Source organism: Candidatus Ryanbacteria bacterium CG10_big_fil_rev_8_21_14_0_10_43_42 (genome assembly GCA_002793915.1).
Lineage (GTDB): Bacteria > Patescibacteriota > Minisyncoccia > Ryanbacterales > 2-02-FULL-48-12 > 1-14-0-10-43-42.
On record PFEF01000010.1, the window covers coordinates 29532 to 51990 of the forward strand.

Sequence of the window (22459 nt, forward strand, 5' to 3'; positions counted from 1 at the left end):
ATACAGAAGAGAATTACGAGCGGTGTTTTTGTTGTGTGGGGTGAAATGTGCTAGTAATACTACATGGCATTTGTTGATGAAATAGACATATATGCGCGTGCGGGCGACGGTGGAAACGGCGTTGTTCGGTGGCGCCGGATGCGGAACATAGAATTTGGCGGGCCGTCCGGCGGGGATGGCGGACGCGGAGGGGCAGTGTACCTTCGCGCTGTTCGGGACGTGCATTTGCTTTCCAAGTATCGTGTGAAGAAAGAATTTATTGCAAAGCGCGGACAGGATGGAGGAAGTGATTCTCTGGAAGGAAAAAACGGAGAAGATTTATATATTGATCTTCCCATAGGATCCGTTGTCACTAATGTGGAAACACAAAAAAATATTTCCCTTTTACACGAAGGAGAGGAAGTGCTTTTACTGGAGGGAGGGAACGGCGGACGCGGAAATGAATCATTTAAAAGCTCGCGTAACCAACGGCCGCGCCAGGCAACGCGGGGACGTGCGGGAGAAGAAGGATTTTATCATATTGAACTTGAGCTTATTGCCGATATCGGCCTCATAGGGCTTCCCAATGCCGGGAAAACAAGTTTGCTGAATGAATTTACAAATGCGCATGCAAAGGTGGGCGCATATCCGTTTACCACATTGGAGCCTAATTTGGGAGAATGTTATGGATATATTATTGCCGATGTTCCCGGACTAATAGAAGGTGCGGCGGAGGGACGCGGACTGGGACATAAATTTTTACGGCATGTAAAGCGTCTTTCCGTTTTGGTACATTTAATTTCTCTTGAAAATAAGGATCCGGTAAAGACCTATGCAACCGTACGCAATGAACTTGCAGAATATGATAGCGATCTTTTAAAAAAGAAAGAAATTATTGTTCTTACAAAAACGGATATATTATCGGATAGAAAAGAAGTAGAAAAAATTATGACAAAAATGAAAAAAATCTCGCCGCTCGTGTACACCGTATCCGTTTATGATGATGCATCGCTTAAAGCGCTTAATGACATTCTCTTGCAGGAAGTAAAAACAGCTATTGACGCTAGTTAGTGAATATATATAGTTAAGAAAGATTGTTCGGAAAGGATATTCCTATGGCAAGAGGAGTTTGTTGTAAATGCAAGAGGGTGTTTAAGCTCGTGAAGGGAGAAAGGGGATTTGATGTTATTCCCGTTCATTCGGAAGAGTTTAACAAGGGGAATTGCCGAGGCAGTTTAGTTGTGCCTACGAAGGTTCTTTACGGAAATGAGGAAAAATAAGATGGAATATGTAGGGCGACTATGCCTCCCGATTATACGTATATATGGGAGGCATTATAATGTTTGTGAAAGAAACGCAACATGCGATATAATGGCAATGTGGGGAGTTGTATGATATGTGTGGCTCCGTTAAAACAATGTGTCGGAGAAAACGTGGAAAATATTAGATTAATACTATCGTTCATGAAAGGACTTTTTATATTGCTCGTCATTCTTATCATCGGAGGGGGAGGATATTATGTTTATCAACAACAGGGGCGCGTGCTTACCGATAGTGATATGACCGAGGAAGAAACAATGCCTGATGAAAAAGCGTTAGAGGCATTTTTTCAGGAAACACTCGTTGTAAAATCGGTAGAGCGTATCGGGTTTCCAATAGAGGGATTTGATGCCACACTTCTTTTGCAGGCATTTCCTCGCCTGGAAGAAAGGGATTTTGATGGTGTGAAGTCATTTGAGGGGCATTATGAAATTACGGACGGCACGCTTGCATTTATCCGCGACCAGGAAAGTCCCGTTTCTTCCGCGGAGCGTACAATATCAAATGAGGGATATGTTATCCTTTTGAACAATGTTTCTGCCAGACTGGAAAAAGACATACGGGATGAAGCATCCATTACGGATCTTATATCGATGCTTGCCGGAGAGGAGGGTGTGTCGTCGGTGCCGATTATGCAGGAATATGAAGGAAAGGTGGTATATACGGTGGACGCCGCTGTGGATCCGGAGCCGCTTGAAGCAGATTGTCGTCTACGAGAAGGCACATTTAACGATTGCGGTACTACATGCGCGCCAAATGCGGAGGTATGTACAAGCGTTTGCGCTTTTACTTGTGAATATTAATTTTCTTTTAAAATAACACCATGAAATCATTTTTATTCATCGCAGTATCTCTTATTATTTTCGGTGCCGGATGGTACTTTATTTCTCCTTTGGTGGTAAACAAAGAGATCGACGAGCAGTTTCCGGATGTTTCCGTTCCCACATCAATGCCAACATCGGAAGAACTTGCGGAAATGTCGCCTGAACAGTTGGATGCTATAAAGGAAAATGTAATGGCGGAAACAGCGGCGATGCCCGATACGATAATGGAGGAGGATATGCCTCATGAAACGGAACCGGTAATTCTTGCTAAAGGGATGTTTAAGGATGCCGATGGTTTTCATAGAGGCTCCGGTGATGCGGTTATATATCAATTACCGGATGGAAGCCGTATTCTTCGGTTTGAGAATTTTTCAGTGACAAACGGGCCCGATTTGCGGGTATTGCTGGTTGGGCATACGGATCCGAAAACGCGAGATGATGTTATGGACGGGGACTATGTAGAGCTTGATAACTTGAAAGGGAATAAGGGAAATCAGAATTATGAACTGTCAGCTGACATAGATATTACGGCATATCAAAGTGTTGTTATTTACTGCAAGCCGTTTCATGTTGTATTTTCAACCGCACTTCTTCAGTAGCGTTATTGGTAGCGTGAGAACATAATAAAAATGAAAATAGAAATATCCCTTATTATAAATCGCGCCATACAGCTTCTCTTAGCCTTTTTATTTATTCATAATGTTAGTTCGCGATTGTTTTTACCCATTATTGCGGTATTTATCACGGAGATGATAGGGGGAGCGACGCTAACGACCGTGGGATTTGCGGTAGCACTTTATTCCATTGCAAAATCCATTGTGCAAGTGCCGGTGGCGCGTTATACCGATACGCATGACGGAGAGTATGATGATTTCTATATCATGTTGGCGGGGTCTCTTATTACGGCTATATATAGTTTCGGGTTTATTATCATATCGACACCGTTGCATCTTTACCTCTTATCGTCTTTCGGAGGTGTCGGCGCGGCGCTTTTAATGGCGGGATATTATGGTATTTTTGCGCGTCACGTAGATAAGGGATCGGAAGGATTTGAATGGAGTTTATTCAGTGTAGGAGGGCTTACTATCTCAACGGCAATCGGAGGGGCAATTGGAGGAATTTTTGCCGACATGTTCGGGTTTTCCATGCTTTTTATGGTATCCGGTTCGCTTGCTATGGTTGCGAGCTTGCTCCTTATATTTTTGCGTCCGTATATGTATAAGATGCGGCGGGAAATGAAAGTCCCTCCCCTTAAAATATAAAGTAACGTTTGAGTATGAAAATATGCTATCCGTGCATGGCGGTTCTTACATTATTTCTTATATTAGCAGTACATGCATTTGCTCTCATTGCCGGATTATATGAGATGTCATTTATTTGGATTGATATACCGCTTCATATTGGCGGGGGTATTTTTTTCGGTTTTGTCTGGTTATGGTTTCTAGGCACATCATACGGCGCAAGGATTTCGGGAAGTCCGTCGTTGTTTATAATGAAACTGCTGATTATATTAATAGCACTGGGAGGTAGTTTTCTGTGGGAACTTTTTGAGCTTGGTATGACGCTCTACGCACGAGATATGGCATTCATGGTTGGGTGGTATACGCCGTCTGTGAGTGATGCCCTGACCGATATACTTGCCGGTATCGCCGGCGGTGCAACACTTGCAGGAGTTATTAAAAGAAATAGCATGTAAGTATATGGAGAGTATGCATTTTTCATCCGAAAATATCAAAAATGGTTTGGAGACGGGAAAGGAGCGGGAAGTACGAGAGGCAATATTTTCCTCTTTGATAATAGATCAATTGCTTACAACTACCGAAAAATCGTTAGAGGATGCTGATTATGAAGATGATGAGATAGAAGAGTTTAAGGAAGCTCTTGTCGGTTTATCGTCGGAAGAAATAAAAGGAGTTCTTTCTTTGCCGTATGAATTGCGCGGCGTTGTTTTTAATATGTATAAAAAACGTATAGAGAAAGGAGACAGTACGCCTAGTCGTATGGTGAAGGATTTAAATACGTTAGCAGAAGAGCACGGGTTTACGATAGGATATCATATTTCCAATATTGATTTGGAGCCTCAAGTTTCAACGGACGCAAAAAAGAAAGAATGGAATATTAAAGGGTATGAGCTTGATGATAGAGACGGGGTTCCTATGGCGTATTACAGTTTGGATTATGGAAATGTATATCGTCAAAAATCAGGAAAGTATTTATATCTTGTGCGTGCCGAAACGGGAGAACGTACATCTCATAAAAGAGATCTCTCTAACAATTGGGGGCGTTCTACGCAATTATCCATAATTGAAAAAATTAATATACACGAATTTGATGAAAAAACAGAAAGAGCTTATAAAGAGATTTCGGAAAAATAAAAACCACCTATGTGGTGGTACGGATGATGGCAGATGTGATGCGCAGTGTTTCTCTGATGTTATGCGTATTCTCGAATGACTGTAGCCATTTAAGAAGAAGAGGGTGGTTTTTTAGTGTTTCTCTGATGCCGTTATTTGTTATGGGATGAGGTAGTTTTCCGAGGAAAATTTTTGCTGATATTATATCCTGAAAATTGGGGTTGTAGGATGAGAAAGAGGCATCTTCAGAATATTGTTCCAGAAAAGACAATACTGCGGTAACAATTTGCTCACAATTAAGCATGTGGTCTCCTTTTCTGATTCATATAGTACTATAATATAAATTTTATGTCAATATTATTCTTCATTTTTAAAAAAAGGTACAGTAAGTGTGTATGGAACCACTTGCTTCCCGTATACGTCCGCGCACCCGTGATGAATTTGTAGGACAAGAACATTTGGTAGGTGCCGGAAAACCTCTTAGAATAGCTTTGGAAGAAAAGCATTTATTCTCGTTTTTGCTGTGGGGACCGCCGGGTGTAGGGAAAACAACGCTTGCACGCATATATGCTCGCAGTCTGGACGCTTGCATGTATGAGCTTTCGGCTGTATCTGCCGGTAAGGATGATATACGAAAAATTATAAAGGAAGATACGGGGGAACGTCCCAAAGTTCTTTTTTTGGACGAAATTCATCGATTTAATAAAGCACAGCAGGATTTTCTTCTTCCGTATGTCGAATCGGGCGTAATTACTCTTATTGGCGCTACAACGGAAAATCCCAGTTTTGAAGTTATAGCTCCTCTTCTCTCACGATGCCGTGTTTTTGTTTTACATGAATTTTCTCATGAAGAAATGAAGCGTATTATCGCACGCACTCGGCTTAAGATTGATGATGAATCGCAAGATTGGCTTATAGAAGCGTCTAACGGGGATGCGCGCCAGGCAATTACTATGCTAGAAGCCACTCATGCGTTGTATGGCGATATTACGCTCACCGCCCTTAAAGAAACGTTGCAATCACAATTTTTACGATACGATAAAAAGGGAGAGGATCACTATAATACCGTGAGTGCATTTATAAAAAGCATGCGTGCAAGCCAGCCGAATGCCGCTTTATATTATTTGGCACGCATGGTAAACGCCGGAGAGGATCCGAAATTTATTGCTCGTCGTATGGTTATATTCGCAAGTGAAGATATTGGTCTTGCACAGCCGACCGCCTTGGTAGTTGCGAATGCGGTGTTTCGTGCGGTAGAAACGGTTGGGTATCCGGAATGTGCCATTAATTTGGCTCATGGTGTTTCTTATTTGGCGGGCGCAAAAAAAGACAGAAGTTCGTATGAGGCATATATGCATGCCACGGCAGACGTGAAAAAGCATGGCAATTTGCCGATACCTATGAGTATTCGCAATGCGCCGACTGATCTTATGAAAGAGATCGGATACGGAAAAGATTATGAAGCATATACGAAAGAAAGTCTTCTTCCCGATGCCATAAAAAACAAAAAGTATCTGTGAGCAGTTATGTATGTATGAATACGAATTATATAACAGGAACTATTATAGTAACGTTTCCTCTTCTCTTTTTACTTCTGGTGGCTTTTATGCATTAAGAAAAAGCGATACAATGGAGATATGTTTGAATCGTTTACACCTTTCGCGGCATATGAAGATATCGTTCTCCTTTTTGTTCGGGTGAGTTTAGGTGTTGCAATGATGTATTTTGGATGGGATAAGGTACGTGATCTTAGAGCCAACGCGGATGATTTCACCAAGATGGGGTTTAAGCCCGGGTGGTTCTGGGGTACGCTCATTGCTTTATTGGAATTCGGAGGCGGATTGTTAATGATCGGGGGTATTTTTGTCGGATTTGTCGCCTTTTTGTTTGGGTTTCAGATGGCGTTGGGAGGAATTATGAAGGTATTTAAATGGAAAAAACCTTTTTCGGATTCTTCATATGATTTTATCCTACTCGCCCTTACGCTTGTATTTCTTACCTATGGTCCGGGCGCATATGTACTTTTTCGTTGAGATATTTACAGATAATCGAGCAGGCGATCGTAATTAATAAAATCAAGAAGCTGATATCCGTATTGTATAGTAAGGCCAAATTGGTCAGTAACAAGAAGAATGCCAAGCAGGACTAAGAATATGCCGCCGACTATGGAAACGGCGCCCAGGTATCTCGTATAGTTGGCAATATACGCGGATGCTTTTGCGTATCCGGCGGCAAGAATAATAAATGGAATCGCAAGACCAAAAGAAAAAACAGTAAGAAGAAGAGCGCCGGTAACGGCGGTGGCTGATACGGATGCCAGGAAAAGGATGGATCCTAAGATGGGTCCCACGCATGGCGTCCAACCGAACGCAAAAGCGCCTCCAATTATTAGCGAGCTAGACGGCTTGCCAAGCTCAAGCCATGATGGAATGGGGATATGTTTTTCAGTTTGAAACAGAGCGAGTTTAAATATGCCGAGCATAAAGAGACCAAATAAAATCACAAACGCGCCTCCTATGCGAGCGAGCCAAATACGATAAGGCACCAATGTTTGCCCTAAAAGACCGGCAAGTGTTCCAAATACGATAAAAACAATACTAAATCCCAGAATAAAAAAAATACCGTTTAGGAATATTTTTCTACGCGCCGCCCGGGCAATATCATGATTCTGATTTTGTAAATCCTTTTGGTCAACACCACTGATAAAACCCAGATATGCCGGTACGAGCGGAAGGGTGCAGGGAGCGAGAAAAGTAAGCAGTCCCGCAACGAAAGATGAAATAACAAAACTGATCCCCATTTTATTGTGTCGGAATTACAGATGATGCGTTATTCACGTTTTATTTGTCCGATGAAAGCGGCAATTTGTTCATAGGGAAGTGCTCCGCTTACGGGAGTTCCTTTGCCGTCGGGACCAATAATAACGGAGTAAGGCGTGCCACGTCCGCCGGATGCAGTAGCGTCCTGTAGATCGGCGTCTACGGCATCGGATGCTTCTTTTGAAGAGAGACAGGCATTAAACGCATCGGTGCTAATATTAAGATCGGAGGCGATTTGTCGATAGAGGCTAGTGTTAAGATTTTGCTGATTGGCAAATAGGCGATCAGAGAATTCCCAAAATATATCATTACCTCCAAGGGAAGCCGCGCATTCTGATGCCACGGACGCTTCGCGGGCACTGGAATGAATTTGCGAAAGCGGGAAGTGACGGTACACCCATCGCACGTCATTGGGAAAATCTTCAAGTATACGTGCAAGAGTGGGATGAAATCGACTGCAAAATGGACACTCATAATCGGAATACTCCACAATGGTAATGGGGGCGCTTGGATTACCGCGGATGTGGTCATCGTCCGTGACGGGGCGTACGGTTACTTCTCCCCGCGGCACGTCTGCATTAACAGAATTCTCATTGCCGGCGAGAGCAGTTTTGCCGAGTTCGGGAGAGGATATGCGGTTACCGGAAAAAATAATGGCACCCGCAATAAATAAACTCGCTACGATAATAGCACCCGGCACATTTAAAAATCCTTGATCTGTTTTTTGCATATGGATACGTATTACAGTCCCAGTGAGGAGCGTACTTTTGCTTCGTCAAATCCAATGATCATTTCTTCCCCTATAAAAATTACCGGAACACCCATTTGTCCGCTTTTTGCAATCATCTCATTTCTTTTTTCAGTATCGGTCGCAACATCATATTCGGTATATGTTATGGCATGTTCTTTAAAGAATTCCTTTGCCATATTACAAAATGCACAAGTAGGGGTTGAATAAATTGTTACGTTTTTTTGCTCTTCGCTCATAAAAATATGTTTTAGCTTAATAAATCATAACTCAACAAAAAGATTCTCCTTATGTATTCTACACCAGGATCTTAAAAAGTAAAAATTCATAAAACGAGAATATATGTATATAGGCAATTTAAAACCCCCTATTGGGAGTTCATGGTAAAAATAGGGGGGGAGGTAGAAGATATTAAAGGGTTTTGTATTGTAGGTTTGTAGTAGGGATATGTGCGGGGAGTGGGTAAGATTCAGTTGAGGGGTAGGGGTAATGGTAGAAGAGTAGAGGGAGGGGGTAGGTGTCGGGATTGGGGGGAGGTTGCTAGAGGGGGGAGAGGAGTCGGAGTTACTACAAAACTTTCTTAAATATCTTTAAAAGTTCTTTTGTTATTTATAATGGTATAAGATATGCTGTCGGTACTCAAGATACAAAAGCAATAAACCTGTGGATAACTATTATAAGAGAGTATGGTAATAGCTTACAATAAGGATAGTTTATATATACTTACATAAAAAGGTCGTTTTAATTCAGTTGTTTAACGTATGTCTATGAAAGCACTTCATGTAGTTACCTTTATCCTTCTTGTGGTGGGAGGTCTTAATTGGCTTCTTGTCGGCTTGTTTCAGTGGGATATTGGGCAAGTTCTTGGTGGTATGGATAGTATGTTGTCCCGCATTGTGTATGTTCTTGTGGGAGCTTCCGCCGTTGTTGTTTTATTTACACATAAAAAGGATTGTCGGGCATGTTCAATGGGAGGATCAAAGCCTTCTATGCCGCCAACAAATCCGCAGGGCTCGAATATGGGTGGTGCGGGAATGTAATTTCCTTTTTGTCTCATAAATTTCAAACACATAAAATGACCCCGGAGGGTCATTTTATGTGTGCATTTTTTTAATGGCATGGTATATAATGGACGCATGAATAATAAAGAAGAAAACAAGAAGATTATCAAATCGGATGAAGAGTGGCGAAAAGAATTAACGCCCGAACAGTATCATATAACACGCGAGGGAGGAACGGAGGCGCCGTTTACGGGGAAGTATTATGCTTCCAAGGAAAACGGTATGTATGTATGTTCCAATTGTGGAATACCGCTCTTTTCTTCCGAAACAAAATTTGATTCCGGTTCCGGCTGGCCAAGTTTTTACAAGCCGGCAAAGGATGATAATGTGGAGCTTCGGGAGGATACGAGTATGGGTATGATGCGTACGGAAGTGGTATGCAAACGATGCGGTGCACATTTGGGGCATGTGTTTGATGATGGGCCGAAGGAAACGACCGGTAAGCGGTTTTGTATTAATTCCGCTTCCCTTGAACTTGAAAAGGATGAATAGTTGTATATTTAAAAAACATCCCCGAGCACGGCGGTTTCGCATTACGGTGCATGCCGGCGGGCGATGCTTAGTGACGGTACCGCCGCGTGCAACGGCGCGCGGTCTTGCTTTGTTTATGAAGGAGCATGCCGGTTGGCTTGAGAAAGCTCTTGGTCGAATGAATAGCGCTTCGGTGATACCGCGTTATACGCGTGCAGAATATATAAAACATAAAGAGGAAGCACGCGCGCTCATACGAAAGAACATCACGCTTCTTAATAGGCATTACCAAGTGCCTGTTGGGAGGGTTAGTATTCGGGATCAGAAAACCTGCTGGGGAAGTTGTTCCGGATCAGGGAATTTAAATTTTAATTATCGCCTGCTGTTTATGCCGCCGCAGATAGCTATGTATGTGGTGGCGCATGAATTATGTCATTTGAAAGAATTTAATCACTCTGCACGTTTTTGGGCGTTGGTGTCGGAAACGGTGCCGGACTATAAGCGCATACGTCAGGAATTGCATGCGCGTGGCGATATGATGCGTGTATAGTAATCAAGAGTATGAAATTACCTTCCATAAGGGGACATAAGGTATCAGTGCTTGTTTTGATGGGGATTATGATCCTTGGTATTAGTATCGGATATGTTCTTACCTATCCCCAACGGTTCGGTATGTGTGCTCTTTATACAGTTGAAGGTTGTGTTTCGCTATATGCGAATACTATCGGACGACCTCTTCTTATTGGGTGTACTCCATTATTGGGTTTGTTATTCTTTTTATTTATTTCCCCTAATCGCGTATTTTATCGATGGATTCTTTTTTCTGCGGCCTATGTGCCTGTCGGACTTCTGCTTATTCTTATATCTGATCCGCATGGCGGTATTTATTCATATAATATCGATACCGAATTTATGGTTTGGCTTGTTACGGGGATGTTTCTTATAGTAAGCTTTGGTATTATCCTGTTTTATACAATTACTCAAAAGAGCCGGTAGTCTGGGATTGAGATATAATACCTAAGATTACACTGAAACTTTTAGGATGTTTTAGTGGGGAAAATATCTGTTTTCGCACATATCCGCACGTCAACTAAAACAGATGCGTTTTTTGTTCGTTTCCTTATGCACAAACATAAGAACTTTTTTTGTTGACGCCCGCACATATGAGTGTGATACTAAATGTAATTCTACTTATATATGTAGCATTATGAAAAAAATCGTCTATATTATTCTCTTTACCTTCCTGGGAATTTTGGTGCAGTTTCTTGTGCATGCCGTTTTTGAAATGTGGTATGTGGCACGGCTTGTTGTCAATTTCCCGGCGTATGGGCTTGGTTTTTCGTGGGAGGAATGGGTGACGATTCATTCCGTTCTCTCATGGATTCTTTTTGCGATAGGCGGGTATATTGGTTATCAGGAAGGTGTTATTTGGTGGGAATATTTATATGAAAAACACCCGCAAAAGCCGAAAAAGAAAAGTAAAAAAGTAATTGCTTAATATAAATAATAATAAAAATATGATTCAGCGCATAAGTACTTTTCTGTTTGCCGTTGTTATCGCTTTTTTCCCGTTTGCGAGTATGGCCGCGGATTTACGTATGGGAGAACAGGTCTCCATTAAAAAAGGGGATAATATTCGTGATGTATACATTGCCGGGGGAGATGTTTCATCTTCCGGTGATATTGGTGGTGATTTTCTGGCGGCAGGAGGGAATATTTCGCTTGTGGGAAATGTTTCCGACGATGCCGCGGTAGTGGGAGGATCACTTACGCTTACGGGATTTATCGGAGATGATTTGCGTGTCGTTGGCGGAGATGTCTTTATAGGCGGTACGGTTATGGATGACGTTGCGGCGGTTGGCGGACAGATTCATATTGTTTCAGGAGCCGAAATAGGAGGGGACGTTGTTGCGGCCGGCGGACGCGTTGTAGTGGAGGGTACTGTTGGTGGAGATGTTCGCATCGTAGCGGGAGAGGTGCGTATTGATGATGTTATTTTGGGTAATGTCGATATTAAGGCCGATAAGGTTACGTTAGGAAGTTCGGCGATTATTCAAGGGAACTTTACTTATACGGCGCGTGAAGAAGCGGTTATAGAGAATGGTGCCGTGGTTGCCGGTGAAGTTGTATTTACGGAACGTATGCATTCGCCCGTAAAAACAAAAGAACCGAAGGCATTTTTAGCCGGATTGTTCGGTGTATTTTTTGCCATTCGATTTATTATGTTTTTAGTTGCGGCGCTTGTGCTGGGACTTTTGTTTACGAAGTTTTCCGAAAAGGCGGTAAAAATAGCAATGAATGAAACAGGTAAGGAATTTATGCGCGGTCTTGTTGTGTTGATTGTAGTACCTATTGCAAGTTTTCTTTTACTTGTTTCACTTGTAGGAACGGTGTTGGGGGGTATGGGTTTTCTTGGATTTTTGTTTCTTGTAGGTCTTGCTAAAATATATGCAAGCATTATCTTTGGCGCTTGGTTGCAGAAAAAAATCATGAAAACAAATACCTATGAAGTTCAATGGAAGTCTATAGTAGGCGGTGTTTTTGCACTTACGGTTATTACCATGATTCCGGTTGTCGGATGGATTTTCGGGTTTCTGATGTTGCTTTTGTCTCTTGGAACACTTTCGCGCCTTATGTATGAACGTATCGTCAATGCATGATACGGATGAAAGTCAAGATAATGATTATGAACATCATAATCGTGGGTTCCGTTATGTCCGGGCAGGGGTAGCTCTTCTTGTTGCTGTGGGGCTTATATATTTTTCAGGCATATATCATTTGTTGCTTTATCGCGAGACGCCCATCTCACAACAGAAAAATATCGAAAGCATACTTCCGTCAGAGGCGATTTCTTATCAAATACCCGTTCGTACTATTGTTTTTACGAATGACGGTCTTTTGGGATCGCATCGCACGGAAGAACACATACGGCAATTAATTGCCAATACAAACTCCATATGGAATCAAGCACGTGTTGTGATGGAACACGAGGAGATTCAATTCATAGAGGCATCCGATGAAGAAATTCGTGGGTATTTGGAACGTCCGCATTTTTTTGTTTTGCGTATGCCGTATGCCGGCGTAACGGTATTTATGGTTCGTTCGTTGGACGGCATTAACGGAATATCTTTTGGAGGAGATACGCATATCATTGCGCTTGCGGATACTACAACAGTACCTGATTTTCGTGTATTTGCGCATGAAATAGGGCATGTATTGGGGCTTGAGCATGTGCAGGGCGAGAAAACGCGCCTTATGTATCAGGGAGCAAGCGGTTTTGTGCTTTCGGAAAATGAGGTGATGCACGCGCGGACGGTTGCGAAATATTTTTCTTTATGAATCATGATGGATAATAAGGGGTATTTTCTCGTCTTTTTTGCTACAGTTGTGTTATGAGTCAGTATTACAATCCCAATAGAACACGGAACATATATAATCCTCATGACGAGGAACCCTTTAAGCTTTCACGTTCAAAAATAGAGCTGTTTATTGATTGTCAGCGGTGTTTTTATCTTGATCGGCGGCTTGGAGTGGCGCGTCCGCCCGGATATCCGTTTAGTTTAAATTCGGCGGTAGATACGCTTCTTAAAAAAGAATTTGATATTTATCGTGTTCGGGGAACGAAGCATCCGCTTATGGAGCGGTACGGTATTGATGCCGTACCATACCGGCATGAGATGATGGATGAATGGCGTGAGAACTTTAAGGGAGTGCAGGTGGTGTATGCACCGGCAAACCTTCTTATTACCGGAGCCGTGGATGATATTTGGGAGAATTCCGCGGGGGAGCTTGTAGTAGTTGACTATAAAGCAACAGCAAAGGACGCCGAAGTAACGCTTGATGCCGAATGGCAAATGGGATACAAACGGCAAATGGAAGTATATCAATGGTTACTTCGTATGGCGGGACATACGGTTTCTTCTACCGGTTATTTCGTGTATTGTAATGGTAAGACGGATAAAGAAGCTTTTGACGGGAAGCTTGAGTTTGATGTGGTACTTCTTCCGTATACCGGTACGGATGTATGGATAGAAAAAACGCTACGAGGCATAAAAAAATGCTTAGATAGCGACGTACTGCCGCCCGCTTCCCGGGAATGTGATTATTGCCGATACCGAGAGGCGGCAGGACATAAGGAAAGTAATACAATATTCTATGACTGATAATACGCCTATGTCACCGGAAGAACATAAAAAAACAATTTCCACAAAGGAAGCGCTTTTTTTCGGGTGGGACGCATTTAAGGAAACATACCGGATATTTATTCCCGCTCTTCTTATCACTATAGGGTTATCTTTTATGGTGAGTTTTTTGGAGGAGGAAAAAGTGGGCGATACTCTTATGATTATTGCAGGTGTATTAGGGACAATCGCTCAAATTATTATCGGTCTTGGGCTTGTAAAAGTTTCTCTTCGGACGGTAGATGGGGAACGTGTGGTGTTTGATGATATTTTTTCGGTTACCCATTTGTTTTTTAGTTATCTGGGAGCATCATTACTTTATTCGCTTATTGTTTTCGGCGGATTTTTGCTCCTTATTATACCCGGGATTATATGGACTGTTACGTACTGGCTTTTTCAATATACGCTTGTAGATCGCGAGAAGGGGGTATTTGACGCCCTGCGATCGGCGAAGGAAGCATCTACAGGTGTACGTTGGGAATTGGCAGGGTTTATGTTTGTCTCGGGGGTGATTAACATAGCGGGCATACTGGCATTTGGTGTCGGACTTCTTGTTTCTCTTCCGGTGACAATGCTTGCAACGGCATATGTATATCGTTCACTCACGATACGGGTATCCGATGCTGAAAAAGAGTCTGTAAAAAAACGAATACTGGAGGAAGTGCCAACCGCAGTATAGATCGGTAGGGTGCAAATCGTAATAATGTAATAGAATAATACATTTTTGTGCGGAGCGCTTTTCAATGAGCGCTCTTGATTTTTCCGTATTTTTGGGTATAATACTTCTTGCTTAACGACGGTAGCGTTTATGATTACCATGATAAAAAATATATATATTACTCACGCACGCATCATGATTCTTGTTGCATTTTTGTGCATCGGTTTTGGTGCCGGACTCATAGTTTTTTTACCGGATGGCAATGATTTTTCAGAAGATGTACCAAAAGAAGAACAATTTGTAACAGTAGCATCCGTGCGAGATCTTTCCCTGGCAAAAGAACCCTTGCCTTTATTAGGCACGGTAAAATCGGAAGCGGAAGCCTCTATTCGAACACAGGCGCAGGGGGAAGTTGTCCGTGTTTTTGTTGATTTGGGTGATATGGTGCGGGCGGGGGCTGTGCTTGCCGAGATTGAAAATTCATCCCAGCGTGCCGCTGTTCTTTCCGCGGAAGGTGCCGTTGCCGCCGCAGAAGCGGCTCTTTTAAAAGCGAAGCGCGGTATTCGGGGAGAACAGCAGTCTATTTTGGAAATTGAATTTACTAACGCGGAAAACAATCTTTTTGAAGCAAAAAACGCCGCTATAAATACACTCAATTCCTCTTTCATTGCATCGGATAATATTATACGCAATACCGTTGATCAATTATATGAAAATCCACGTACAAATCCACGCCTCATATTTTTAGTAAAAAACTTTCAACTTGAAACGGATTTGGAATCAAAACGGATGCAGACCGAAATGATCCTTACCGATTGGGAAGCATCCTTGCAGTCTATTTCATCAGACGATGATATATTTTTGTTTATTGATCAAGCGGAAAAAAATCTTAATACCATTCGCACGTTTCTTGATGATGTCGCATCTGCGGTAAATGGCGTAGCGCCAAGCTCGAATCTTACCCAGCTTACCATTGATTCATGGAAAGCCGGTATTGGTGGCGCTCGGACAACCATAGGAGGATCTTTGGCGAGCGTTTCCGGTGTGCGTACACGTTTAGAGGGGAGTAATGCATCATTTGAAGTTGCGAGAAAACGGCTTGAGGAGGGTATGACCGGGACGCGGGAGGAAGATATTCAAAGCGGAGAAGCGTTTCTTACTCAAATGATTGGATCTCTTCGCGGAGCCGAGGCAAATTTGGGAAAAACGATTATCCGCTCTCCTATTGCGGGTACCGTTACTCAGTTTGATATTGAACGGGGGGACTTCGTTTCATCTTTTGAGCCGGTGGCTGTTGTATCAAATGAATCAGCTCTGGAGGTAATTGTTTTTATTACAGAGGATGAACGTTCCGATATTGACATAGGATCGCCCGCCCGCATTGAGGGTTCAATTTCAGGAATCGTTTCAAGTATTGCTCCGGCACTTGATGTTCGTACACGGAAAATTAAAGTTAGTATTGCCATTACGGATACGGACACGCATTTTACAAGCGGACAATCGGTTCGGGTGGATGTTGAGCGCATAGCGCGCGGAAGTGAGTTAAAGGACGTTAATACTATCATTATACCGGTAACGGCTCTCAAAGTGCATTCGGAAGACGTTGTCGTTTTTACTGTTGATGAGAGCGGGCGTTTGGTGGCACATCCCGTTCGTCAGGGTTCTCTTGTAGGGAGAAGTATTATTATCAAGGAAGGACTTACGCCTGATATGGAAATCGTGATTGATGCGCGTGGTATTGAAGAAGGCGAATACGTTATTATTTCTCAAAAAACATATTAGTATGTTATCTATTTGGAGTTTTTTCGTTCAGAAAAAAAGCTTTACGTATCTTTTGGTAATTTCTCTTGTTTTTGCCGGTTTATTTTCCGTTATTGCCATCCCGAAAGAATCGGCACCGGAAGTGCAGATACCTATTGCTATTGTAACTACCGTACTGCCGGGAGGATCTGCCGATGACATGGAAAAACTTGTTACCAATACTATAGAGGAGCGACTCTCTAGCGGTTTGGATGATGTAAAAAAAATCACATCAACATCCGGAAACAGCGTTTCATCTATAGTGGTAGAGTTTAATGCGGATGCGGATTTGGAAAAATCAATCCAGAAAGTGAAAGATGAGGTTGATATTGCTAAAAGGGAACTTCCCGGAGAAGCGGAGGATCCGGTTGTTTCGGAGGTTAATTTCGTTGATCAGCCCGTTTTGCTGTTTTCTGTTTCGAGCGACCTTCCCATTACCGAGCTTATTCGTTTGGCGGATATGGTGGAAGATGAGATAAAAGCGATTCCGGGTGTGTCTCGTGTGGTGAAAAGCGGTATTCCTCAAAGAGAGGTTCAGGTTATTGTTTCCAAGGAAGCTCTTAATAATTTCGGCATTCAAATAACGGATGTTGTGCGCGCACTTTCTCTTGCGAATAGTTCCATACCCGTGGGAGATATTCAGGTAGACGGCATTGAGTATGCTGTGCGGTTTGAAGGCGATATAGAGAATACATCCGAAATAGCCGATATAGCTATTGCTACCGGTGACGGCCGACCCGTATATATACGTGACATAGCATTCGTTTCGGACGGAGTAAGTAAGGCAACGTCGTTTTCGCGGACGAGTATTGGCGGAAGTTTATCTGAACAGTCTGTTTCATTTGCTGTTTTTAAAACGCATGGAGGAGATGTTACGCGTCTTACATCCGCTGTGCGGGAGCGTCTTTCTGATCTGCAGGAAACTATTCTTATAGATTCTGAAGTTCTTTCCTCATTCGATACGGGGGAATTTGTGAAGGATGATCTGAAAACCCTTTCTTTTACAGGGCTTCAGACGATTATTCTTGTTATGATTATTTTATTCCTCGCCATAGGGTGGCGAGCGTCACTTGTTGCCGGATCCGCCATTCCTCTTTCATTTCTGATTGCATTTATCGGTCTTTCCGCGTCCGGCAATACTATTAATTTTGTCAGCCTATTTTCTCTCATTCTGGCTGTGGGTATTTTGGTAGATTCGGCTATTGTGGTAACGGAAGGAATGTATAAGCGTGTTGCAGAGGATGGCAATAAGGTTACCGCCGCATATAATACGCTACGTGAATTTCATTGGCCTATTACATCAGGCACCATGACGACGGTTGCCGTTTTCGCCCCTCTCTTTTTTATATCAGGCGTTACCGGAGAATTTATAGCAAGTATTCCATTCACGATTATCTTTGTTTTACTGGCATCTCTTTTTGTGGCACTTGCAATAGTTCCTCTTTTTGCATCCATAGTGCTCCGAGCTGACAGACAAGTAAGTACATTTTCTGCGGCGCAAGAATATTATTTTATGCGTTTGCAGACATGGTACAAGAAAAAACTATTATCCGTATTGGGTGTTCGAAAGCGAGAGCGAAATTTTATCGTTGGTATTATGCTACTACTAGTTGTAAGCATTGCTTTTCCCATTACGGGGATTGTAGATGTTATTTTCTTTCCGGATGGGGATGAAGATTTTTTGTTCGTTGATATTGAGGGCAGGGAAGGAACAACGTTGGGAGAAACAGATTTACTTGCACGTGCAGTAGAAGATATTCTTATACAAAATGATGTTATTGCATCATTTACCACAACGGTGGGAGCCTCTAGTTCTTTTAGTGAATCATCCTCATCGGGCAGTAGGTTTGCAAACATGACACTTATTTTGTCCGAAGACAGAAAAAAGACAAGTCTAGAAATAGTAACGGATCTGCGTTCCGATTTGCGGAATATTCCTCATGCGGATGTGCGCGTTTTCCAGCCAAGCGGCGGACCGCCGGCGGGCGCCCCCGTTCTTGTTACATTTTTGGGAGATGATACGGTGGAACTGGAGGCTGTGGCAATACGTGCGCGAGATATATTGAAAGGAATCCCGGGAACAACAGAGGTTGATTCAAGTATACGATCCGACGGTATTGATTTTGTATTTCGCATTGATCGGGCGAAGGCGGCGGAAGCGGGGCAAAGTCCGAGCAGTATAGCGGGTATTCTTCGTACCGCGGTTCATGGAACTACAGCAACCACCATTCAAAAAAACGGGGAAGATATTGATGTTGTGGTTAAACTGAACGTAAATGCAGATTATCTTGATCCTCATGATACGACACGTACTACGGCAGATGCGATTCGTTTTATAGAAGTGCAAACGCAAAACGGACCGGTATTGCTAGGGTCATTTCTTGATACATATGTTGAAAAAAGTACGGCATATATTCGTCATGAAGATAGAAAACGTGTTGCTTCCGTAACGAGCGAATTGGAAGATGGTATTGTCGCCTCTTCCATTGTAAGCGCATTTGAAGAAAAAAAGGATGAACTTCTTCTTCCTACTGGCGTTACTATGAATATAGGAGGTGAGACGGAAGATGTAGATCAGTCGTTTCGTGATATGTTTGTAGCCCTTATAGCGGGCATGGTCCTTATTCTTGCCATCTTGGTTCTTCAGTTTAATTCATTTCGATATGCTTTTTATATTATAAGCGTTGTTCCGTTTACGCTTATCGGTATTTTTGCCGGTCTTGCAATTTCACGGTTGCCGCTTTCGTTCCCGTCCATTATGGGATTCATAGCGCTCGCAGGAATTGTTGTTAATAACTCTATTATATTAATCGACGTGATGAATCGTCTGCGCGTTGCGCATCCTTCCATGCCTATACGGGATGTAGTTCTGGAAGGAGCGTCATCTCGTTTGCGCCCCATTTTACTGACAACTCTTACAACCGTAATAGGTATTGTACCGCTTACGTATGCATCGGCTCTTTGGGCTCCTTTGGCGTTTGCCATTATGTTCGGCCTTTCTTTCGCTGTTCTTATAACGCTTGTTCTAATTCCTATTTTATACGATCGCTGGCCGGGAAAAATATAATCCCCGGATGGGGGAATTTCTGGCAAACAAATAACATCCTACCATATCAGTAGGATGTTATTTGTTTGCCAATAGGTTTTTACTCTTATATGATAGGTAACATGGATAATAAAAACAGCATTCCTCATATTGTTATCATGGGTTTAGGTTTTGGCGGTGTGTATGCCTACCTGAAATTACATAATCTTTTTCATGCAAAGAAACAAGTACGCATTACCATTATAAGCGAACGGGATCATTTTATGTTTACGCCGATGATTCATGAAGTGGCTACCGGAACGCTTCTTTCATCCAGCTTACGTCAACCGGCGCGTACGCTCCCGCAATGCTGTATATATCGTTTTGTGGAGGGAATTATCGGTGGTATTAATTGCGATACTAAAACCGTCACGGTGCATCATATGAATCCATATGCACCGGAAGTAAAAAATAGCGAGGGCGCGGAACCTACGGAAGAAGTTCCTTATGATTATCTTATAAGTGCGTTGGGGTCCGAGGTGAATTTTTTTGGAACACCGGGGGCCGCAGAGTATGCCCTTACATTAAAAGATATTGATGATGCGGAACGGCTTAAAAACCGTATTATCGAAAGTTTTGAGGAAGCCGAGCTTGCAAAAACGGAGGAAGAAAAAAAACGTCTTCTTCATTTTATTATTGTAGGAGGCGGGCCTACCGGCGTTGAGCTTGCCGGTGAAATGGCGGATCTTATAAATAAAGAAATGAAAGATGCGTTTCCCAGTTTGTGTGATATGGCGCGCGTCAGTATATATGAGGGAGGAAGCCGTCTTATGGGAGCCGTTGATGAATGGTTTGCAAAACATGCGGCTGATATTCTTGCGGATAAAAAAGTTAGTATTTCTTATAATATGCGCATTACTAACATATATGGCACGGGAGTATCCGTGGGAGAAGAACAGATAGAGGCCGGTACTGTTATATGGACAGCCGGTGTACGCGCACGCGATCTCATTGTAACGGCTATGAAAGACGTCTTGCGCGATGAGCGGTCAAATCGTATTAAGGTAAATGAATTCATGCAGATACCGGCATATCCGAATGTATTTGTAGCAGGAGATCAGGCATATGTTGTGGATAAAGAGGCCGGACAGCCATATCCTATGCGTGCTCAATTTGCGGTGCGTGAGGGAGTGGTGGCGGCAAAAAACATAAAAAACATAATCACAAAAGAAGCTCCTCTTGAAGAATTTTCATGGCGGGATAAGGGGTTTATCGTTTCTCTGGGAAAGGGAGGAGCTTTAGCGGAAGCATTTGGTATGCGGTGGGGCGGCACGGTTGCTTGGATTGTGTACCGGGGCGCCTATTTGATGAAGATAGTTGGCGTGCGGGCGAAACTGCGAACAACGCTGGAATGGATACTTAATTTCTTCCTTCCTCGCGATATCTCCAAACTTTAAGTAAGCAGGCGAGGGGATGGTTGTGGTATTCTGGTATGTGCACGGGATGAGGTATACAATTGAGTATGTAAGGAAAAGAGACATTATTCGTCATATATAGTAACAGTGGAAAAGAAGAAACAACAACTTCTTGAAGCTCATGATGCCTTTGCGGAACCGCTCTTTAGGCACTGTTATTTTCGGGTATACGACCGCGAACAAGCAAAGGACCTTGTTCAGGAGGCGTTTATGCGTACGTGGGAATATATGGTTGCCGATGGAGAGGTAGAAAACATAAGGGCGTTTTTATATCGTATTACGCATAATTTAGTGATTGATCATGTTCGTCGTCGTCGTCCCATGATATCTTTGGATGCTCTACAGGAACAAGGACGTGATCTAGTGGGAGAAACAGTTGCGGATGTGCATGCAAAAGTGGAGAGCAGTGAGATTGTGGAATTACTGCATAAGCTGGAAGAACCTTATCGGGCAGTTGTAGTTATGCGGTATGTGGACGATATGCATCCGAAGGAAATTGCCGCTGTTGTGGGAGAATCCGCCAATGTCGTTTCTGTTCGTATTCACCGGGCAATCGAGAAAGCGCGATTATTATTACAGCAGGAGCACGCGTAGAATTACATATGGTCATAATAAAAAAGTAATGCCGAATATATCCAAACCCAGAACTGATACTATAGAGAGCGTAACTCTTTCCGCAAAAGAGCGCCGTGAGATGCGTGCCGGGTTAGCGCACTTTTTGAATACGTACGCCGCACATACATACCGTTTTGGATGGCATGCATTTTTTATGTTTTTTAGATCGTTTTATGGCGCACTTGGTACAGCAATGGGAATGGTGTTGATTGCCGGTGGGATTTCATATGCGGCAGAATCGTCGCTTCCGGGCGATGTGCTTTATCCGATAAAAGTGGGCGGTACCGAGCGAGTACGTTCATGGACAGCTATTTCCTATGAAGCAAATGGTGCCTGGAATGTTACGCGTGCTGATCGCCGGTTACAGGAAGCGGCACTTCTTGCGGTACAGGGAAAACTTGATTCAGAAAAGGAGGCGGATCTTACATCACGCCTGCAGAAGCATACCGAAGAGGCAACGGAAACAATTGCTCATTTGCAGATAGAAAAACAAATTACGGCAGCTGCCAATACCAGTTCGCGTTTGGAATCGTCCCTTCGTCTTCGCGGGCAAATTTTAACGCAGATTACGGAAGACCGCATGGATATAAGCGGTCCGATGAAAGGCATGCTCGCCGTTATTAAAAAAGATGTCACGGAAACAACAAAAGTACGCACAAGTTTAGAGGAAGAAATTGCGGAGGATGTTTCCGATGAAGGAGATATACAAAAAGAGGAGGTGGAAAAAAAGGCAAAAGAACTGAAGGGCGCACTTGTTGCCGCATGGAAGCATGTCAAAGCGGATTCATTTCATGATGCATTACGCAGGAAAGCCGAAACATTTTTGGTAACCGCGAAAGACCTTGCTGATGCGGGTGATGCTTTTCTTTTGGCGGGAGAATATGGAAAGGCGTTTACGTCATATCAAAAAGCATTGCGTATTGCGCATGCGGTGTCTACGTTTTCGGAGGCAAAAACTGATTTTGCCATTGATCTTAATCTTGAGGCTCTTATAGGGGAAGAAGATGTTATTGTGGCGGATGCAGTAAAACCGGAGAAAAAGGAAGAAAAAAGTACCGGCACGGAAAAGTAAAGAAGGCAAAGAAGGTAAATAAGCTTTAAGAATATTAGAAAGTGTGTTTTGTGCACG

26 protein-coding genes are annotated in these 22459 nt (G+C 42.9%); 22 read left to right on the forward strand and 4 right to left on the reverse strand.

Annotation, left to right across the window (positions count from 1 at the left end):
* Positions 1-63 precede the first annotated feature (63 nt).
* The 6 genes from COU90_04300 (at position 64) to COU90_04325 (ending at position 4498) form a co-directional block, all read left to right on the forward strand.
* Positions 64-1050: a GTPase ObgE gene (locus tag COU90_04300; protein PJE64063.1), complete on the forward strand. Its 987-nt coding sequence runs from the start codon at positions 64-66 to the stop codon at positions 1048-1050.
* 320 nt (positions 1051-1370) lie between these two features.
* A complete protein-coding gene (locus COU90_04305) occupies positions 1371-2102 on the forward strand; it encodes a hypothetical protein (protein PJE64064.1) in 732 nt (243 codons plus the stop codon).
* Positions 2103-2122: 20 nt separating this feature from the next.
* Positions 2123-2722, forward strand: coding sequence for a hypothetical protein (locus COU90_04310; GenBank protein ID PJE64065.1), 600 nt, complete (start codon positions 2123-2125; stop codon positions 2720-2722).
* Between the two features lie 30 nt (positions 2723-2752).
* Entirely contained in the window at positions 2753-3385 is a 633-nt protein-coding gene (locus COU90_04315; GenBank protein ID PJE64066.1) for a hypothetical protein, read from the forward strand.
* A gap of 35 nt (positions 3386-3420) precedes the next feature.
* Complete coding sequence (locus COU90_04320) at positions 3421-3819, forward strand: hypothetical protein (GenBank protein PJE64067.1); 399 nt, start codon at positions 3421-3423, stop codon at positions 3817-3819.
* Positions 3820-3823: 4 nt separating this feature from the next.
* Positions 3824-4498 carry a hypothetical protein gene (locus tag COU90_04325; protein ID PJE64068.1) on the forward strand — a complete coding sequence of 225 codons (675 nt, stop codon included), beginning with the start codon at positions 3824-3826 and terminating at the stop codon, positions 4496-4498.
* Between the two features lie 7 nt (positions 4499-4505).
* On the opposite strand, the gene COU90_04330 is transcribed toward COU90_04325, so the two are convergent.
* Entirely contained in the window at positions 4506-4781 is a 276-nt protein-coding gene (locus tag COU90_04330; protein PJE64069.1) for a hypothetical protein, read from the reverse strand.
* Between the two features lie 91 nt (positions 4782-4872).
* Here COU90_04330 and COU90_04335 point away from each other — a divergent pair, with 91 nt between their 5' ends.
* Together COU90_04335 and COU90_04340 are read left to right on the forward strand one after the other, a co-directional pair.
* Positions 4873-5997 (forward strand): AAA family ATPase, encoded by a 1125-nt coding sequence (locus COU90_04335; GenBank protein ID PJE64070.1) that lies wholly within the window; start codon positions 4873-4875, stop codon positions 5995-5997.
* Positions 5998-6114: 117 nt separating this feature from the next.
* Positions 6115-6510: a hypothetical protein gene (locus COU90_04340; GenBank protein ID PJE64071.1), complete on the forward strand. Its 396-nt coding sequence runs from the start codon at positions 6115-6117 to the stop codon at positions 6508-6510.
* A 5-nt stretch (positions 6511-6515) separates the two neighbouring features.
* Here the strand turns inward: COU90_04340 and COU90_04345 are convergent, their stop codons facing one another.
* From COU90_04345 to COU90_04355, 3 genes are read right to left on the reverse strand one after another with little or no spacing between them, the layout of a single operon-like run.
* Positions 6516-7277, reverse strand: coding sequence for a cytochrome C biogenesis protein (locus COU90_04345; protein PJE64072.1), 762 nt, complete (start codon positions 7275-7277; stop codon positions 6516-6518).
* A gap of 29 nt (positions 7278-7306) precedes the next feature.
* Positions 7307-8026, reverse strand: coding sequence for a hypothetical protein (locus COU90_04350; GenBank protein PJE64073.1), 720 nt, complete (start codon positions 8024-8026; stop codon positions 7307-7309).
* Between the two features lie 11 nt (positions 8027-8037).
* Complete coding sequence (locus COU90_04355; GenBank protein ID PJE64074.1) at positions 8038-8283, reverse strand: NrdH-redoxin; 246 nt, start codon at positions 8281-8283, stop codon at positions 8038-8040.
* A gap of 528 nt (positions 8284-8811) precedes the next feature.
* Between COU90_04355 and COU90_04360 the strand changes: the two genes are divergently transcribed.
* The 14 genes from COU90_04360 to COU90_04425 all read left to right on the forward strand — a co-directional run bounded on the left by COU90_04360 (position 8812) and on the right by COU90_04425 (position 22402).
* On the forward strand, positions 8812-9084 hold the full coding sequence (locus tag COU90_04360; protein PJE64075.1) for a DUF378 domain-containing protein: 273 nt from the start codon (positions 8812-8814) through the stop codon (positions 9082-9084).
* A gap of 96 nt (positions 9085-9180) precedes the next feature.
* The gene (msrB, locus tag COU90_04365; GenBank protein ID PJE64076.1) at positions 9181-9597 is read left to right on the forward strand and encodes a peptide-methionine (R)-S-oxide reductase; all 417 of its coding nucleotides are present in this window, start codon (positions 9181-9183) and stop codon (positions 9595-9597) included.
* A 115-nt stretch (positions 9598-9712) separates the two neighbouring features.
* Entirely contained in the window at positions 9713-10126 is a 414-nt protein-coding gene (locus tag COU90_04370; protein PJE64164.1) for a metal-dependent hydrolase, read from the forward strand.
* An 11-nt stretch (positions 10127-10137) separates the two neighbouring features.
* Positions 10138-10572 (forward strand): hypothetical protein, encoded by a 435-nt coding sequence (locus COU90_04375; protein PJE64077.1) that lies wholly within the window; start codon positions 10138-10140, stop codon positions 10570-10572.
* Positions 10573-10783: 211 nt separating this feature from the next.
* The gene (locus tag COU90_04380; protein PJE64078.1) at positions 10784-11074 is read left to right on the forward strand and encodes a hypothetical protein; all 291 of its coding nucleotides are present in this window, start codon (positions 10784-10786) and stop codon (positions 11072-11074) included.
* A gap of 19 nt (positions 11075-11093) precedes the next feature.
* The gene (locus COU90_04385; protein PJE64079.1) at positions 11094-12236 is read left to right on the forward strand and encodes a hypothetical protein; all 1143 of its coding nucleotides are present in this window, start codon (positions 11094-11096) and stop codon (positions 12234-12236) included.
* Entirely contained in the window at positions 12229-12915 is a 687-nt protein-coding gene (locus COU90_04390) for a hypothetical protein (protein PJE64080.1), read from the forward strand. Before COU90_04385 ends, COU90_04390 begins: the two co-directional genes overlap by 8 nt.
* Before the next feature lie 53 nt (positions 12916-12968).
* Positions 12969-13739, forward strand: a complete 771-nt coding sequence (locus COU90_04395) for a hypothetical protein (GenBank protein PJE64081.1) — start codon at positions 12969-12971, stop codon at positions 13737-13739.
* Positions 13732-14436 (forward strand): hypothetical protein, encoded by a 705-nt coding sequence (locus tag COU90_04400; GenBank protein ID PJE64082.1) that lies wholly within the window; start codon positions 13732-13734, stop codon positions 14434-14436. Before COU90_04395 ends, COU90_04400 begins: the two co-directional genes overlap by 8 nt.
* Before the next feature lie 129 nt (positions 14437-14565).
* Positions 14566-16197, forward strand: a complete 1632-nt coding sequence (locus COU90_04405; protein ID PJE64083.1) for a hypothetical protein — start codon at positions 14566-14568, stop codon at positions 16195-16197.
* The gene (locus tag COU90_04410) at positions 16142-19282 is read left to right on the forward strand and encodes a hypothetical protein (protein ID PJE64084.1); all 3141 of its coding nucleotides are present in this window, start codon (positions 16142-16144) and stop codon (positions 19280-19282) included. Before COU90_04405 ends, COU90_04410 begins: the two co-directional genes overlap by 56 nt.
* Before the next feature lie 89 nt (positions 19283-19371).
* Entirely contained in the window at positions 19372-20697 is a 1326-nt protein-coding gene (locus tag COU90_04415; protein PJE64085.1) for a hypothetical protein, read from the forward strand.
* Positions 20698-20793: 96 nt separating this feature from the next.
* The gene (locus COU90_04420) at positions 20794-21309 is read left to right on the forward strand and encodes a hypothetical protein (GenBank protein PJE64086.1); all 516 of its coding nucleotides are present in this window, start codon (positions 20794-20796) and stop codon (positions 21307-21309) included.
* Between the two features lie 28 nt (positions 21310-21337).
* Positions 21338-22402: a hypothetical protein gene (locus COU90_04425; GenBank protein PJE64087.1), complete on the forward strand. Its 1065-nt coding sequence runs from the start codon at positions 21338-21340 to the stop codon at positions 22400-22402.
* The last annotated feature ends 57 nt before the right edge of the window (positions 22403-22459 follow it).

Excerpts from the sequence above, each read along its gene's own strand:
- COU90_04340 (PJE64071.1), top strand. The coding sequence starts at position 6,115 with ATGTTTGAATCGTTTACACCTTTCGCGGCATATGAAGATATCGTTCTC.
- COU90_04370 (PJE64164.1), top strand. The coding sequence starts at position 9,713 with ATGAAGGAGCATGCCGGTTGGCTTGAGAAAGCTCTTGGTCGAATGAAT.
- COU90_04335 (PJE64070.1), top strand. The coding sequence starts at position 4,873 with ATGGAACCACTTGCTTCCCGTATACGTCCGCGCACCCGTGATGAATTT.
- msrB (PJE64076.1), top strand. The coding sequence starts at position 9,181 with ATGAATAATAAAGAAGAAAACAAGAAGATTATCAAATCGGATGAAGAG.
- COU90_04315 (PJE64066.1), top strand. The coding sequence starts at position 2,753 with ATGAAAATAGAAATATCCCTTATTATAAATCGCGCCATACAGCTTCTC.
- COU90_04405 (PJE64083.1), top strand. The coding sequence starts at position 14,566 with ATGATTACCATGATAAAAAATATATATATTACTCACGCACGCATCATG.
- COU90_04425 (PJE64087.1), top strand. The coding sequence starts at position 21,338 with ATGCCGAATATATCCAAACCCAGAACTGATACTATAGAGAGCGTAACT.
- COU90_04415 (PJE64085.1), top strand. The coding sequence starts at position 19,372 with ATGATAGGTAACATGGATAATAAAAACAGCATTCCTCATATTGTTATC.
- COU90_04385 (PJE64079.1), top strand. The coding sequence starts at position 11,094 with ATGATTCAGCGCATAAGTACTTTTCTGTTTGCCGTTGTTATCGCTTTT.
- COU90_04360 (PJE64075.1), top strand. The coding sequence starts at position 8,812 with ATGAAAGCACTTCATGTAGTTACCTTTATCCTTCTTGTGGTGGGAGGT.
- COU90_04300 (PJE64063.1), top strand. The coding sequence starts at position 64 with ATGGCATTTGTTGATGAAATAGACATATATGCGCGTGCGGGCGACGGT.
- COU90_04350 (PJE64073.1), bottom strand. The coding sequence starts at position 8,026 with ATGCAAAAAACAGATCAAGGATTTTTAAATGTGCCGGGTGCTATTATC.
- COU90_04395 (PJE64081.1), top strand. The coding sequence starts at position 12,969 with ATGAGTCAGTATTACAATCCCAATAGAACACGGAACATATATAATCCT.
- COU90_04390 (PJE64080.1), top strand. The coding sequence starts at position 12,229 with ATGCATGATACGGATGAAAGTCAAGATAATGATTATGAACATCATAAT.
- COU90_04320 (PJE64067.1), top strand. The coding sequence starts at position 3,421 with ATGGCGGTTCTTACATTATTTCTTATATTAGCAGTACATGCATTTGCT.
- COU90_04325 (PJE64068.1), top strand. The coding sequence starts at position 3,824 with ATGGAGAGTATGCATTTTTCATCCGAAAATATCAAAAATGGTTTGGAG.
- COU90_04400 (PJE64082.1), top strand. The coding sequence starts at position 13,732 with ATGACTGATAATACGCCTATGTCACCGGAAGAACATAAAAAAACAATT.
- COU90_04380 (PJE64078.1), top strand. The coding sequence starts at position 10,784 with ATGAAAAAAATCGTCTATATTATTCTCTTTACCTTCCTGGGAATTTTG.
- COU90_04310 (PJE64065.1), top strand. The coding sequence starts at position 2,123 with ATGAAATCATTTTTATTCATCGCAGTATCTCTTATTATTTTCGGTGCC.
- COU90_04355 (PJE64074.1), bottom strand. The coding sequence starts at position 8,283 with ATGAGCGAAGAGCAAAAAAACGTAACAATTTATTCAACCCCTACTTGT.
- COU90_04305 (PJE64064.1), top strand. The coding sequence starts at position 1,371 with ATGATATGTGTGGCTCCGTTAAAACAATGTGTCGGAGAAAACGTGGAA.
- COU90_04330 (PJE64069.1), bottom strand. The coding sequence starts at position 4,781 with ATGCTTAATTGTGAGCAAATTGTTACCGCAGTATTGTCTTTTCTGGAA.
- COU90_04345 (PJE64072.1), bottom strand. The coding sequence starts at position 7,277 with ATGGGGATCAGTTTTGTTATTTCATCTTTCGTTGCGGGACTGCTTACT.
- COU90_04410 (PJE64084.1), top strand. The coding sequence starts at position 16,142 with ATGCGCGTGGTATTGAAGAAGGCGAATACGTTATTATTTCTCAAAAAA.
- COU90_04375 (PJE64077.1), top strand. The coding sequence starts at position 10,138 with ATGAAATTACCTTCCATAAGGGGACATAAGGTATCAGTGCTTGTTTTG.